This is a genomic window from Gordonia sp. McavH-238-E, assembly GCF_022348225.1.
Lineage (GTDB): Bacteria > Actinomycetota > Actinomycetes > Mycobacteriales > Mycobacteriaceae > Gordonia > Gordonia terrae.
Window position 1 is genome coordinate 185,996 of sequence record NZ_JAKRFE010000001.1, and the last position, 15,127, is coordinate 201,122.

Below are 15,127 nucleotides of genomic sequence, written 5' to 3' on the forward strand. Positions count from 1 at the left end.
CCCCGCCATCCGGGCAAACCCGGCGCAGTGCGGCAGACTGGGGTGATGCGGTATTCGGAGGTTCTCGCGATCGTGCAGGCCGGTGGACGTGGTTCGCGGATGGAGGTGCTGACCGATCGGCGTGCGAAACCGGCTTTGCCGTTCGCGGGCAACTATCAGCTCATCGACTTTCCGCTGTCCAACCTGCACCACAGCCACATCGACGATGTGTGGCTCTGCGTGCAGTACGAGGCTGAGACCATCACGCAGATCGTGGCCGGCGGTCGGCCCTGGGACCTCGACCGCACGAGCGGCGGTCTGCGCGTCGTGATGCCCGAGCAGACCGACGCCGCGGAGACCGAAGACGGCTTCGCCACCGGCAACGCCGACCTGCTGTACCGCATCCGCGGCCGCATCGCCGCCCACGCCCCGGCCGAGGTCATCGTGATGAGCGCCGACCACGTGTACGACTTCGACTTCCGCGACGCCATCGAAACCCACCGCCGTCATGGGGCCGAATGCACCGTCGTCACCACGACGTGTCCGCTGGACGAGGCCACCCAGCACGCCACCGTCAAGGCCCGCCGCGACGGGACGGTCCGCGAGTTCCGCTACAAACCCGAGCGCGCCACCACGCGCACGATCGCCACCGAGATCTTCGTCTACGACCCTGCCGTCCTCATCGAGGGCTTGGAGTACCTCGAGAGCCGGACGACGGAGAGTTCTCCGAAGGACGACACCGGCCTGGGGGACTTCGGCGAGCACCTGCTGCCGTGGTTCGTCGATCGCGGCAAGACCGTCGCCCACGCAATGCCGGGGTACTGGATTGACGCCGGTCGTCCCGAGACGTACCTGCAGGCGCACCGCGACCTGATCTCCGGGGCACTCGACGTCTTCCGCGGCGACCGCCCGATCCTCACCAATCAGCCGCAACGTCCGGCCGCCCGCATCGAGACCGGGGCGGTTGTCGAGGACAGTCTGGTCAGCGGCGGTGCCCATGTGCTCGGCACGGTTCGGCGAAGCGTGCTCGGACCGGGCGTGGTCGTCGAGAAGGGTGCGGTGGTGGCCGATTCGGTGGTCTTCGGCGATGCCGTCATCGGCGCCGGCGCGTCGGTTGCGTGGTCCGTGCTCGACGAACGCGTTCGCGTCGGTCCGAACGCGGTGATCGGCGGGCATCCTCGCAACCGGCCGGTGCCCACGGAGAAGATCACGCTCGTCGGCATGGACACGCAGATCCTGCGAGGTGCCCGCGTCACCCTCGGTGACCGTGTCGACCCGGGCCGTCGTATCCGGTGACGACGATCGAGACCGCACGCCGCTGGCGAGACCACGATCCCGATCCGTCGACCCGGGCCGTGCTCACCGCACTGATCGACGCCGCCGAGCACGGCGACGACGCGGCGGCCGGCGATCTCGCGTCCCGCTTCGACGGCCCGCTGGCCTTCGGTACCGCGGGCCTGCGCGGTGAGGTCGGTGCCGGTGAGTCGCGGATGAACGTCGCCGTCGTCACCCGGGCCACGGTGGGTCTCGCCCGATATCTGTTCGACACGGTCGGTCCCGATGCCCGCGTCGTGGTCGGTTGCGACGCCCGGCACGGCTCCACGGAGTTCTTCGACGCTGCGACCGAAGTTCTTGCCGCGCAAGGGCTCACCGTGTTCGCGCTGCCGCCCAGGCTGCCGACCCCGGTGACCGCTCACGCCACACGGTCACTGGGTTGCGACGCCGGGGTGATGATCACCGCCTCGCACAATCCGCCGGCCGACAACGGCTACAAGGTCTACCTGGGCGGCCGCGCCACCGATGATGCGGGCAGGGGAGTCCAGATCATCTCGCCCGCCGACGGCGACATCGCCGACCGGATCGCGCAGGCGCCACCCGCCGACCAGGTGCCCCGTGACTCCGCGGCCGTGATCCACCTCGACGACGCGATCGTCCGCACCTACGTGCAGCGAACCGCGGGGCTACGACGCGACTCCGGTCCCTCACCGGTTCGTGTCGTCCTGACGCCCCTGCACGGTGTCGGCGGCGATGTTGCCCGAGATGTGTTGCGCGCCGCGGGGATCGGCGACGTCCATGTCGTGGCGGCGCAGTCCGCTCCCGACCCCGACTTCCCGACCGTGCCGTTTCCCAACCCGGAGGAACCCGGGGCCCTCGACCTCGCGCTGGATCTCGCGCGCGACGTCGACGCGGATGTCGTGATCGCACTCGACCCCGACGCCGACCGTTGCTCGGTCGCCACGCGCGGTGCCGACGGCCGATGGCGGCAGTTGACCGGTGACGAGATCGGCGGATTGTTGGGGGAGCAGGCGGCGCGTGACCCGGCGCGACCCGGCGACACCCTGGCGTGTTCGATCGTGTCGAGCCGATTGCTCGGCCGGATCGCCGCGGACCACGGACTGCGGTTCGCGGCGACGCTCACCGGCTTCAAGTGGATCGCCCGCACGCCAGGCCTGCGTTTCGGCTACGAGGAGGCGATCGGGTACTGCACCGACCCCGAGACGGTCCGCGACAAGGACGGCATCGGAGCGATGGTCCGGGTGATCTCCCTTGTGGAGGAACTCGCCCGCGACGGCCGCACGCTCACCGACGAACTCGACCACCTGGCCCGCCGCCACGGTCTGCACGCGACCGCGCCGTTGACCATCCGCGTCGAGGACACCGCGCTCATCGGCGAGATGATGGCGCGTCTTCGGTCCACGCCGATCGATCGTCTCGCCGGCTCGCCGGTGGTGGAGAACCGCGACCTCGCACACGGATCCGCCGATCTGCCGCCCACCGACGGCATCTTGCTGCGGACCGCCGCCGACGACCGGGTCGTCGTCCGCCCCTCGGGCACCGAACCGAAACTGAAGTGCTACCTCGAGGTCGTGCTGGACTGTCCCGACGGCGTCGTACCCCACGCCGAGGCCTCGCGTCGTCTCGACGCACTCGGCGCCGACATCGCCGCATTGCTCCAGCTGTGAACCGTCGGCGCACTACCATCGATTCGTGCCGCGAACCGATTCCGATCAGCGCCTGCGCGACCTGACCCTGCTGCGTCAGGTCCGCGACCGCATCGACCGCGAGTACGCGCAACCGCTCGACGTCGAGGCACTCGCTCGCGGGGTGAACATGTCGGCCGGTCACCTGAGTCGCAAGTTCCGCCAGACCTACGGTGAATCGCCCTACTCGTACTTGATGACTCGTCGTATCGAACGCGCGATGACCCTCCTCCGGCGCGGCGATCTGAGCGTGACGGAGGTGTGCTTCGAGGTCGGATGCTCCTCATTGGGCACGTTCAGCACCCGGTTCACCGAACTCGTCGGGGTGCCGCCGACGGTCTACCGCGAACAGTCGGCCGACGCGACGGACGGGATACCGGCGTGCCTGGCGAAGAACGTCACCAGACCGATCAGGAATCGAGAAGCACAGCGTGGGTGAGACTGCCTAGCCTGATCCCATGAACATCACGATCCAGTACACCTTCCTCCCGCACACCGACGGCGACGCCGCCCTGGGCTTCTACCGCGACCTCCTCGGCTTCGAGCTCCGCAAGGACGTCGGCTACGAGGGCATGCGGTGGCTGACCGTCGGCCCGCCCGGTCAGCCGGGCACGTCGATCGTCCTGCATCCGCCGGCCGCGGACCCCGGCATCTCCGATGAGGAACGCCAGACGATTCTCGAACTGATCGCGAAGGGAAGCTACGGCGCTCTCACGCTGGCGACCGACGACCTCGACGGCCTGTTCGAGAAGCTGCAGGGCAGCGGTGTCGACATCGTGCAAGAGCCGATGGATCAGCCGTACGGGGTGCGCGACGCAGCCGTCCGAGATCCCGCAGGCAACCTCATCCGCATCGACCAGGCCGGCTGAGAGATGTGCGGACCCGGTCGATTCCCGCCCCCGGAAGCACTCGTCGCGGGCGTCGATGGAGAACCTGCCGCGACCGTGCCCTCCGGACTGGTTAGATCGACCGGGAGTCCGCGCACCGATCTGGCGGGACCGACCCTCCGAGATGACACGAGCACCCCGAACCCCGGCGACCGCCCACGTGCGGTCGCCGCATTGATGGAGAGACGATGAGCCGAACCGCGACCCGTTCCGAGACAAAGGTCGACGCCGTGCGGGCCGACGGCGTCCACCCCGCCGACACACACGACCTCATCCGCGTCCACGGCGCACGGGAGAACAACCTCAAGGACGTCAACGTCGATCTGCCCAAGCGTCGGCTGACCGTGTTCACCGGTGTGTCGGGTTCCGGGAAGAGCTCGCTGGTCTTCAGCACCATCGCCGCGGAGTCGCAACGCCTCATCAACGAGACGTACAGCGCGTTCGTCCAGGGCTTCATGCCGTCGATGGCGCGGCCGGACGTCGACATCCTGGAAGGTCTGACGACCGCGATCATCGTCGACCAGGAACGCATGGGAGCCAACGTCAGGTCGACGGTGGGGACGGCCACCGACGCCAACGCGATGCTGCGTATCCTGTTCAGTCGCTTGGGAACTCCGCACATCGGTTCACCGCAGGCCTTCTCGTTCAACGTCGCCTCGATCAGTGGGGCGGGTGCGGTGACGATCGAGAAGGGCGGCCAGAAGGTCAAGGAGCGGCGGAGTTTCTCCATCACCGGCGGCATGTGCCCGCGATGCGAGGGGCGCGGGGACGTCTCGGACTTCGACCTCACCGCGCTCTACGACTCGTCGAAGTCGATCAACGAGGGCGCGCTGACCATTCCCGGCTACTCGATGGACGGCTGGTACGGCCGGATCTACCGCGGTTGCGGCTTCTTCGACCCGGACAAGCCGATCGCGAAGTACACCAAGAAGCAACTCAACGACCTGCTCTACAAGGAGCCCACGAAGATCAAGGTCGAGGGCATCAACGTCACCTTCGAGGGTCTGATCCCGAAGATCCAGAAGTCGATGCTGAGCAAGGACCGGGAGGCGATGCAGCCGCACATCCGCGCCTTCGTCGACCGCGCGATCACCTTCGCAAAATGCCCGGACTGTGAGGGCACCCGCCTCACGGCCGAGACCCGGTCGTCGAAGATCAAGGGCATCAGCATCGCCGACGCCTGCGCGATGCAGATCAGCGATCTCGCCCAGTGGGTCGCCGAACTCGACGACCCATCGGTGGCGCCGCTGATCGCCGCGCTGCGCGATCATCTCGACGCGTTCGTCGACATCGGTCTGGGCTACCTGTCGCTGGAACGTCCGGCCGGCACACTCTCCGGTGGCGAGGCCCAGCGCACCAAGCTGATCCGTCACCTGGGTTCGTCGCTGACCGACGTGACCTATGTCTTCGACGAGCCGTCGATCGGCCTGCACCCGCACGACATCACCCGGATGAACGATCTGCTCCGTGCGTTGCGGGACAAGGGCAACACCGTGCTCGTCGTCGAGCACAAGCCGGAGGTGATCGCGATCGCCGACCGCGTGGTCGACATCGGCCCGGGCGCGGGCACCGACGGCGGCGAGATCGTCTTCGAGGGCACCGTCGACGAACTGCGTGTCGCCGACACACTCACCGGACGCCACCTCGAGGATCGCGCCGCCGTCAAGGACGAGGTCCGCACGCCCAGTGGACATCTCGAGGTCCGCGGGGCCGACGCGAACAACCTGCGCGACGTCGATGTCGACATCCCCCTCGGCGTGCTCGTCGTGCTGACCGGGGTCGCCGGCTCCGGCAAGAGCTCGCTGATCAACTCGACGGTGGCGAAGGAAGACGGGGTCGTCTCCATCGACCAGAGCGCGATCAAGGGGTCGAGGCGCTCCAACCCGGCGACCTACACCGGGCTGCTCGACCCGATCCGCAAGGCGTTCGCCAAGGCCAACGGCGTCAAACCGGCGCTCTTCAGCGCCAACTCCGAGGGTGCCTGCCCCAACTGCAACGGTGCCGGTGTCGTCTACTCAGACCTCGCGATGATGGCCGGAGTCGCCGCTCCCTGCGAGGTGTGCGAGGGCAAACGATTCCAGGCCGAGGTGCTCGACTACACCTTCGGCGGCCGCAACATCAGCGAAGTGCTCGAGATGTCGGTGGCCCAGGCCGAGGCCTTCTTCGCCGACGGCGACGCCAAACTCCCGGCAGCGCACAAGATCCTGCATCGGATGGTCGACGTCGGCCTCGGTTACATCAAGGTCGGCCAGCCGCTGACCACGCTGTCCGGTGGCGAACGCCAGCGACTGAAGCTGGCGAGCCACATGGGGGAGAAGGGTGACGTCTACATCCTCGACGAGCCGACCACCGGCCTCCACCTCGCCGACGTCGAACAACTCCTCGGGCTGCTCGACCGTCTCGTCGACTCCGGGAAGTCGGTGATCGTCATCGAGCATCATCAGGCCGTCATGGCGCACGCCGACTGGATCATCGACCTGGGCCCGGGCGCCGGCCACGACGGCGGTCAGATCGTCTTCGAGGGCACACCGGCCGACATCGTCGCCGACCGATCCACACTCACCGGCGAGCACCTGGCCGAGTACGTGGGTGCCTGACAAGGGAATCCCAGGGAACTGCTGTCTATCCGAAAGAAGCGACCCCCTCTGATCCCTGAGGAGCGTCCGGAGCTTGCGGAGGGCGCGTCACCCCTCTGATCCCTGAGGAGCGGCCGGAGCTTGCGGAGGGCGCGTCACCCCTCTGATCCCTGAGGAGCGTCCGGAGCTTGCGGAGGGCGCGTCACGAAGGGTCTGGCGACCGAGGTTGCGAAACCCTTCGTGACGCTCGCAAGCTCGCTCCTCAGGGACCAGAGTTGGACGCGCAAGCCGGCCCCACTGCCCCCTGAGGTGCGAGGAGCGCCAGCCGGCCCACTGCCCCCTGAGGTGCGAGGAGCGATAGCCGCCGGGCCGAGCAAGCGACGAAGGAGCGCGTCGAGGTCGACGAGCCACGAAGGGCGGCAACAGCTTTCCGCCCACACACCCGCGGGCGCAGTCAGATCCCACTATGGAGTTGTCAAGGTACAGATGCGGTCCCGGGAAGCCCCGGGTGCGGAAAGTGCTACGCGTGAGACTGTGGTCAGGTCACGCGGCGTCGTCGAGTCGTGTGGTGCGGCGGTTGTAGGCGGGTAGGGGTCGACGTTCTGGGTCGATCGAGGCGGGCGGCACCAACCAGGGATGCCGGTCGAAACCCATGACGACGTCCCAGCCGTGGTGGTGGACCTGGGTGTGGCATCGTTGGCAGAGCAGGCATCCGTTGTCGAGGTCGGTGGGGCCGCCGTCGGCCCAGTGGCGCACATGGTGCACCTGGGTATGTGACGGTGGTGCACCACATTTGATACAACAGCCATCTCGTACGATCACTGCTTTGCGCAGATGCGGCGGGAACAGCCGGTGGGTGTGTCCCATCTGCAGGGGTACACCTCCGTCGTCGAGGACGATCTCGGTCAGGCTCCCGTCGCACGAGATCTGTCGGGTAGTTGCCTGGCTGACGGATCCGGTCCATGGCAGTGTTGCCGGATCGATCCCGGTGGCGGGGATGGTCAGCATGAGTTGGGTCCGTGGACTGCCGACGCTGTCGATACTGGCACCCAGTGTGGCCTGGTCGAGGATCAACTCGAATGCGTCCGCGCGGCGTTGCTCGGCGGTGCGTCGGTCGTTGGCTCCGTCGGGTTCGGGCCTTGGGCAGGACCGTTCGTCGATCATCGACAGAAACTTCTCGCCGACGGTCTGGGTGAGGTCGGCGCGGATGTCGACGCGGCCGTCGTCGGTGGTGTGCGCATTGACGGTGTTGAGAGATGGATTATCCGCGGCGGGGATTCCGCTGTCGACGGCGTCGGCGAAAGCGTTGCCAACCGCGCGGGCGTGTTCGAATACTTGCGCCGGCGTCGCACCGGACAGGGCCTGGGCGAGGAGTTCGATCTCGTGCGCCTGCTTGTCGTCCTCGGAAAGTGCTTCTGGGCAACGCTTCTGGACGTGGTTCATTCCGCGGATGACGGCGTCGACTATCTCCGAAGACAGGCGTCCGTCGGCGGCGTGACGAGCCACAGCGGGCAGCGAAGCCAATCCGTCGACGCTTCGCATGATGCGTAGGGCTGCTGCGGGCGCATGCCCTGATTCGATCAGCATCTGCTTGGTGGTGCCACCGGCTTGGTGTGCGACCCCGAGTTCGTCGAGTTGTGCTGTGTGGGTGACGATCTGAGTATCGACGGTATTGCGGATCAACCGCAGTGTGTTCAAGGCGTCGAATGTTGCTGCACCCGTGGGGTCATCGGCGGGCGGGCTGGTCTCGATTAGCTGATCGAGGAGTGTGGCGAGCTCTGGCATGACCCCACTGTACGGGAACAATCGTTCGATCTCGAGGACTATCCACAGGCTTAAATCGACGAATTCGTCGACTGTGCACGAGATTTCGTCGACTGTGCGTCTCCCTGCGTTGACTGTGCGTTGATCGTCAACAGTGGTGAACTCCAGTCACACCAGTATTGGGATTCGCGACCAAGAACCGCGCCTCTGCCGACAATCGGCGAATCTGTAGCGGCGGCCACCGCCTGAAAGTTCATGAGGGGGATCGGATGAAGGCAACTCGCGAGAATCTGCCTCACCGGGACCTGCCGACCGACAACCCACATGTGTCACCCCCGGCGTGCCAACAGATCTCGGCCAGAGCGCCGGGTCGTCCTCATCCGGTAACCCCTCGCGCGATCGGACGACGTGGGCGGTGTGGTGCGGAACCAGACCGAAACCTACCGCGATTCGCATATTCGCAAGACGTTGTGGAACGGGTCGATGAGCTCCATGGTGGGTCCACCCGGGGCGGATCGATCGATCCCCGGTCGTATCGACGTCAGGTGGTCGCGCGAGCGTAGCTCGGCGTGCAGCGCATCGAGCCCTGTCGCGTCGATCCACACAACGCTGCCAGGAGTCCCATCGCCATGGTGTTCGGAGAGGTCCAGTTCGATCTCGCCTCGGCCGACCCTCAGATACAGAGGTAGATCGTCGGCGAATCGATGCTCGAACAGCACTTCACAACCCAGGTACTCACAATAGAAGCGCCGTGCCGCCGCGACGTCGAAGATCCGTAGGACCGGGACCGCGAACAGAGGGCGGGCCGCGGCCAGTGCTGCGCTGTACGAGGTCCAGTCGGGGTACCCGGCGGTGTGGGACAGGATCTCCAGTGCTTGTGGATCAGTCGGCTCGGGAAAGCCATTCAGTGCGAGCGAGTTGCGCAACGCTTGTGCGGCTCGTCTGGCGTCCGCGACATTCGACGGCATCATCATTCGGTCCCTTCGGGGGCTGCCGGCCACGGCCGGCGCTCGCATCTCTGTCGACACTGTGCCTCAACCAAGACGCTTCGAAGCGCAACCGCACACCCGATTCGTTCACACCTCGGCGAGGGATCGGCCGACCATGGAGTCTCTCTGCATGAGTCTGGCAGGGTTTTCTGCTGGCAGGGCCGCACAATGGCGTCGGCACGGCCGCTCGCCGACCGTTGGGCATCCGCTCGGTTGTCACACCACCGTGGCACCATGTCGGTTGATGAACGACGGGCGAGGTGAGAGGGGATCGTCGCGATCCGTCTCAGGGGTAACCCCTGGGTGCACTTCACAGTTGGTTCCTGCGTCCGACGCCGGCGCGCACGCTCCACGTGCCACCCGGCGCCGCTGCACCACAGCTCTGGTCACCACACCCGTCGTTCATCACCGGCCGTCGACCCGCACACAGGCGACGACGCCGTGACCGACCCGTTCCTCCACGCACACGAGGCCGCCGAAGTCGCTGCGGCGTTCTCGCGGACGTACTCGGCATGGACGTGGCCGGAGGTCGTCGACGCGCTGCGTACCGTTCTGCCTGCCGAAGAAATCACCGACGTGGCCGACCGCCTCTTCGACCTCTCGCCGCACGAACCGAGACACCCCGCATCCGTGCTCCTCGAGGCATTACTTCCGTGGACCCACCCGACGCCCGAACCCCGCCGGCCCCTCCTTCTGCACGAACCGGGGTCGACGGGAACGGTGCCCGACGATCTGCCCGATGTCTACGACGTGGAACAGTTCGCGCACTGGCTCGACTTCACCGTCCCAGAACTCGAGTGGTTCGCCGACCGTGGACAGTGGCTGCGAACGGCACGTCCTCCGTTGCGGCACTACCGAATCTGGCGGCGCGACAAACGCGACGGTGTGCGCGTCATCGAAGCCCCGAAGCCGCGGATGCGCGAAACCCAACGGCGCCTGCTCAGACGTCTGGTCGAACGCATCCCGGCACATTCGGCGGCACGCGGGTTCGTGCCCGGGTCGTCGCCGGCCGCGTTTGCCTGGCCGCACACCGACCGTCCGGCGGTGGTGCGCGTCGACCTCCGGCACTGCTTCGAGACCATCACCGTCCACCGCGTTCGTGCGGTGTTCCGCGACGCCGGGTACCCATCGCATATAGCTCGCCTGCTGGCCGAATTGTGCACCACGGCAACCCCCGTCGACGAGCTCCGCGGAATCGACCGCACGCACGCAGCTCTACTTCGCGAACGTCATCTCCCGCAGGGCGCACCGACGTCGCCCCATCTCGCGAACCTCGTGATGCGGTCGCTGGATCGGCGGCTCGACGGCTATGCCCGCCGCAACGGTCTTCGGTACACCCGGTACGGCGACGACCTCGCGATCTCGGGCGACGCGATCGACGCCGACCGGGCGCTGTGGACAATGCTTCGCATCGTCGAAGCCGAGCGCTTCACCGTCCACCCGGACAAGGTCCGCATCATGCACCGCCATCAGCGCCAACGCCTCGCCGGACTCGTCGTCAACGACCGACCCCAGGTCGCCAGATCCGACTACGACAACTTGAGAGCGCTGCTCCACAACGCCCGCCGCCACGGTGCTTCGTCGCAGAATCACGACGATCACCCGGACTTCCGCGCACACGTCTACGGACTCATCGCATGGATCGGGGCGTCGGGGGAGACCCGTCGACGTCGGCTTGTGGACCTGGCGGCAACAGTCGACTGGGACACATGAAAGTCCGAACCATCCCGAACCTCACACGGAGTGCACTTCGGTGTGCGGTCACTGTTACCTCTGGCTTCCGGACCGCCAGTCCAGCGGCAACGCACGACCAACAGAGTCCCTCCATGGACAAGCAACTGCTCGTCGATAGTCTGGCTCTCGTCGACCTGCCCGACTCGGGTCTCACCGTCCGTTTTTACGAGGTCCTCTTCGAGCGCTATCCCACGGTCCGCGCGATGTTCGACGGTGACACCCGCGTGCAGGCACGCAGGCTGCGGAGCGCGATCGTGTCCGTCGTGGAGCATGTCGACGACGCCGAGTGGCTGAGGACGACGCTCCACGCGCTGGGGCGGCAGCATGCCCGGTTCGGCGTCACCCGGCCGATGTACTGCGCGTTCGCGGAATGCATGATCGCCGTTATGAGCGAGATCGGCGGCGATGCGTGGACTCCGGCGATGACGCAGGCGTGGGACCGTGCCCTCGGCGCGATCGCGACGATCATGCTCGACGGCTACCCGGACCAGCCCGCCATGCCGGCACGCGCGCCTCGACGTAGCGCCGGGGCTGCCTGAGGAGTCCCCGGACTCCGCTCCGCTGCACCGGGTGCGCCCCGCGATACGATCCCGCTCGGAAGTGAGGGCTCGTGACTGCTGCTGGAACCATCCGACATGCGCTGGATCGCTACCTGGGAACGCCGTGGGCCCGATGGGCGACACTCGCCGCCTTCGTCCTCAGTTCGGCGGTCGCAATCGTCGTCCTGCCGAATCAACCGCCCACCCCGTATCGCATCGACTTCGACGTCTACCGCATGGGTGGCCGGGTCCTGCTCGACGGCGGCGACCTGTACGGCATGCTGCCGCAGCTCGCCGAGGGCTCCTATCTGCCGTTCACCTACCCACCGCTCGCCGCCGCACTGTTCTCTGCGTTCACCGTCGTACCGCTCGGCCTGGGCCAGGCCCTGTTCACCGCGATCTCCATCGGCTGCCTGCTCGTGGTGTGCCGGATCGTCCTGTCCGGCCTCCTCGACCGGCCGGTCAGAGACCTCTGGTGGCTCGCAACGGCGGCCACGACAGTCGCCCTCTGGCTCGAACCCGTCCGCGACACGCTCAACTTCGGGCAGATCAACATCGTGCTGATGACACTCGTCGTCGTCGACGCCCTACTGGGCCGGGGCAAATGGTGGAACGGTCTGCTCGTCGGCCTCGCCATCTCGATCAAGCTCACCCCCGCGGTCTTTCTGCTGTATTTCTTCGTCCGCCGGGACTGGCGCGCACTTGCCGTCGCCGCGGTGTCAGCGATCGGCTACGCCGCTCTCGGCCACCTGCTGACACCGAGCGACTCGACCACCTACTGGACCTCGACCCTCTTCGACACCGACCGCATCGGGAGCCCGCACTTCGCGAACAACCAGTCGATCAAGGGTGAACTCGGGCGCCTGGGTACCGAGTCCGACGCGGCGTGGTTCCTGGTCTCGCTCGTCGTCGGGTTGTTCATCGCGTGGGTGGCATGGCGCCTGCTGTCGTCGGCACCGGCGGACCCGCCGACGACGACACCGCACGACGTTGCCGCCCTCATCGCGGTCGCCTTCGCCGCGCTGTACTGCTCGCCGGTCGCCTGGGACCACAGCTGGGTCTGGGTGGTCCCGCTGCTGCTCGTGCTGACCTACCTCGCAACGCGCCCCGCCGCGTCGTCGATGTGGTGGTGGCTCCTCGGCCTGGGAGTGGTCATCTTCGCCGTCGCACCACACCAGCGCATCCCGCAGCGGTACGACGCCGAGCTGTCCTGGGCCTGGTGGCAGCACCTCGTCGGGTCGTCGTACCTGCTCTGGGGCCTCGCCGTGCTGATCGCTCTGGGCGTCTCGGCGCCGCGCGTGCTCGCTTCGCGGAGGGCGGTCGACACGCTCGCCCAGCCTGCATGAACACCCCGTCCGCGCCACCCCCTTGAAACAAGCGCTAAAATCCGTTCCAATGGTGCATAGTGATGTAACGCACATCGGATCAACGGGGAGTGGCAGGTTCATGACGAGTCGGAAGAAGCAGATCCAAAGCGTGCTGGCGAAGGCGAGCAGCATGTACCCGAGCTCGGAACGCCCGCTGGCCGAGCCGCCCGCTGGGTCCGACCTCAAGCCGGTCATGGGTGACCCGGGGATTCCGTGGCTCGGCAACACGCTCGAAGCGCTCGTCGACCCCCTCAAGTCGGCGATGGAGCGATTCGATCGCTACGGGCAGGTCTCGTGGTCGGGTGCGCTGGGCATGAACATGGTCACGCTCGTCGGCCCGGAAGCGATCGAGGCTGTCTGGATGAACCGGAAGAAGGCGTTCTCCAGCGAACTCGGCTGGGAGCCGATGATCGGCCCGTTCTTCCGCCGGGGTGTCATGCTGATGGACTTCGACGAGCACATGCAGCATCGGCGCATCATGCAGCAGGCCTTCAGCAAGCCCCGGCTCACCGGCTACCTCGACATCATGACCCCGCACATCGAGAAGACCCTTGCCAACTGGGAGGTGGGCAACGGCTTCAAGATGTACTCCCGCACCAAGGACCTCACGCTGTCGCTGGCGACCGAGGTCTTCATGGGCGCCCACGTCAGCGAGTCCGAGGCCCACCGCCTCGAGCACGCCTTCGAGGCGGCCGTGCGTGGCGGTCAGGCGATCGTGCGTAAGGATGTCGGCAACTGGACCTGGGCCAAGGGGCTCCGAGGCCGCGAGGTGCTGCAGGAGTACTTCCGCTCCGAGATCCCGTTGCGTCGCGGCAACGACGCCGACGACCTGTTCAGCGTGCTCTGCAACGCCGAGAGCGACGAGGGCGAGACGTTCTCCGACGAGGACATCGTCAATCACATGATCTTCGTGATGATGGCCGCGCACGACACCAGCACCATCGCGCTGTCGATGATGACTTACTTCCTCGGCCGCCATCCCGAATGGCAGCAGCGCCTGCGCGAGGAGTCCCTGGCCCTCGACAAGCCGACCATCGACTACGACGACGTCGACAAGCTCCCCAGCATGGAGCTCGCCTTCAAGGAGACGCTGCGGCTCAACGCCCCGGTCGGCATGCTCTTCCGGATGGCGATCGAGGACACCGAGGTCTGCGGTCACTACATCCCGAAGGGCACACTGCTCGGCATCCACCCGTGGGCGACGATGCTCCGTAAGGAGTGGTGGCCCAACCCCACCCACTTCGACCCCGAACGGTTCTCCGCCGAGCGCCGCGAGGACAAGGTCCACCGCTTCGCGTGGGCGCCCTTCGGCGGCGGCGCACACAAGTGCATCGGCCTGTATTTCGGTGGGATGGAAGTGAAGTCGATCCTGCACCAGATGCTGCTGCGCTTCGAGTGGGACGTCCCCGCCGACTACCGCCCGGAACTGACCTATGGAACCGGCCCGACCCCCGCCGACGGCCTGCCGATCAACCTGCGGCACCGCAAGATCTGACCTGGTGAACAGAAGCGCCACTTCCGACAAACGGGAAGTGGCGCTTCTGTTTTCAACTCTGTGACCCTCTGCTGATTGAGCCGGCACCGAGCGGAGCGAGGAGCCCCCTCCGCTGATTGAGCCGGCACCGAGCGGAGCGAGGAGCCGAGTCGAAATCGCCCCGGTGACCCGAAGGTCACCAAGTGATTCCGCGTGCCACCAACCCCTACGACGCCGCGAGAATGCTGATCTCGAAGACGAGCGTGTCGCCGACCTCGATGCCCGCCTGGGGATTTCCGGAAGCGTAGCCGTCGGCCGACGTCATGGCGACGCCCACCTTCGACCCGACCTTCTGTCCGGCGATGGCCTTGCTGAAGCCCGGGATGACGCCATCGAGCGGGAAGGTCGCGGGGGAGCCGCTTGCGTATGCGCTGTCGAAGGTCTCGCCGGTGCGGCCGTTGACGCCGACGTAGCAGACCGACACCGTCGCGGTCTCCGGCACCACCGCGCCGTCACCTTCGACGAGCACCTTGACCTGGGTGGCATCGACGCTGAACGGGTTCTCGACGGTGATGTCCGGGGCCTCGGTCGCGGTGGACGCGACCATCTGCAGACCGCCGGTGGTGCCCTTCTCGGTCCACTGCGGGGTGGCGTCGGCGTTCGCGGGTGCGCTCGGGCAGCTCTCCGCTCCCGCTGCCGGGGTCTCGGCGCCGCCGGTCGCTGCGGTCGCGGTGGGTTCGGTTGTGCCCGAACCAGAATCGGAGTCGGAGCTGCAGCCGGCGACGGCCAGGACGAGAGCGGTGCCGAGGACGAGTGTCGCGTTCTTGATGTTCACCC

Annotated in this window: 12 protein-coding genes; 9 read left to right on the forward strand and 3 right to left on the reverse strand. The window is 66.9% G+C overall.

Annotation, left to right across the window (positions count from 1 at the left end):
* Window positions 1-45 precede the first annotated feature (45 nt).
* The 5 genes from MHN80_RS00850 (at window position 46) to MHN80_RS00870 (ending at window position 6,444) form a co-directional block, all read left to right on the forward strand.
* Complete coding sequence (locus tag MHN80_RS00850) at window positions 46-1,275, forward strand: glucose-1-phosphate adenylyltransferase family protein (RefSeq protein WP_239398764.1); 1,230 nt, start codon at window positions 46-48, stop codon at window positions 1,273-1,275.
* Window positions 1,272-2,942, forward strand: a complete 1,671-nt coding sequence (locus MHN80_RS00855) for a phospho-sugar mutase (protein ID WP_239398766.1) — start codon at window positions 1,272-1,274, stop codon at window positions 2,940-2,942. The genes MHN80_RS00850 and MHN80_RS00855 overlap by 4 nt, the downstream gene beginning before the upstream one ends.
* Window positions 2,943-2,967: 25 nt before the next feature.
* Window positions 2,968-3,399 carry a helix-turn-helix transcriptional regulator gene (locus MHN80_RS00860; protein WP_239398768.1) on the forward strand — a complete coding sequence of 144 codons (432 nt, stop codon included), beginning with the start codon at window positions 2,968-2,970 and terminating at the stop codon, window positions 3,397-3,399.
* Window positions 3,400-3,418: 19 nt separating this feature from the next.
* Window positions 3,419-3,829, forward strand: coding sequence for a VOC family protein (locus tag MHN80_RS00865; protein WP_064572129.1), 411 nt, complete (start codon window positions 3,419-3,421; stop codon window positions 3,827-3,829).
* Window positions 3,830-4,035: 206 nt separating this feature from the next.
* Window positions 4,036-6,444 (forward strand): excinuclease ABC subunit UvrA, encoded by a 2,409-nt coding sequence (locus MHN80_RS00870; RefSeq protein ID WP_239398770.1) that lies wholly within the window; start codon window positions 4,036-4,038, stop codon window positions 6,442-6,444.
* Between the two features lie 522 nt (window positions 6,445-6,966).
* Here MHN80_RS00870 and MHN80_RS00875 read toward each other — a convergent pair.
* Window positions 6,967-8,208 (reverse strand): HNH endonuclease signature motif containing protein, encoded by a 1,242-nt coding sequence (locus MHN80_RS00875; protein ID WP_239398772.1) that lies wholly within the window; start codon window positions 8,206-8,208, stop codon window positions 6,967-6,969.
* Window positions 8,209-8,627: 419 nt separating this feature from the next.
* Window positions 8,628-9,158, reverse strand: coding sequence for a glyoxalase superfamily protein (locus tag MHN80_RS00880; protein WP_239398773.1), 531 nt, complete (start codon window positions 9,156-9,158; stop codon window positions 8,628-8,630).
* Between the two features lie 459 nt (window positions 9,159-9,617).
* Between MHN80_RS00880 and MHN80_RS00885 the strand changes: the two genes are divergently transcribed.
* The 4 genes from MHN80_RS00885 (at window position 9,618) to MHN80_RS00900 (ending at window position 14,311) form a co-directional block, all read left to right on the forward strand.
* Window positions 9,618-10,889 (forward strand): reverse transcriptase family protein, encoded by a 1,272-nt coding sequence (locus tag MHN80_RS00885; protein WP_239398775.1) that lies wholly within the window; start codon window positions 9,618-9,620, stop codon window positions 10,887-10,889.
* A 113-nt stretch (window positions 10,890-11,002) separates the two neighbouring features.
* Entirely contained in the window at window positions 11,003-11,449 is a 447-nt protein-coding gene (locus MHN80_RS00890; RefSeq protein WP_239398777.1) for a globin domain-containing protein, read from the forward strand.
* Window positions 11,450-11,520: 71 nt separating this feature from the next.
* Entirely contained in the window at window positions 11,521-12,795 is a 1,275-nt protein-coding gene (locus MHN80_RS00895; protein WP_239398779.1) for a glycosyltransferase 87 family protein, read from the forward strand.
* Between the two features lie 100 nt (window positions 12,796-12,895).
* Window positions 12,896-14,311: a cytochrome P450 gene (locus MHN80_RS00900; protein ID WP_239398789.1), complete on the forward strand. Its 1,416-nt coding sequence runs from the start codon at window positions 12,896-12,898 to the stop codon at window positions 14,309-14,311.
* A gap of 205 nt (window positions 14,312-14,516) precedes the next feature.
* On the opposite strand, the gene MHN80_RS00905 is transcribed toward MHN80_RS00900, so the two are convergent.
* Complete coding sequence (locus MHN80_RS00905; protein ID WP_239398791.1) at window positions 14,517-15,125, reverse strand: FKBP-type peptidyl-prolyl cis-trans isomerase; 609 nt, start codon at window positions 15,123-15,125, stop codon at window positions 14,517-14,519.
* Window positions 15,126-15,127: the final 2 nt, after the last annotated feature.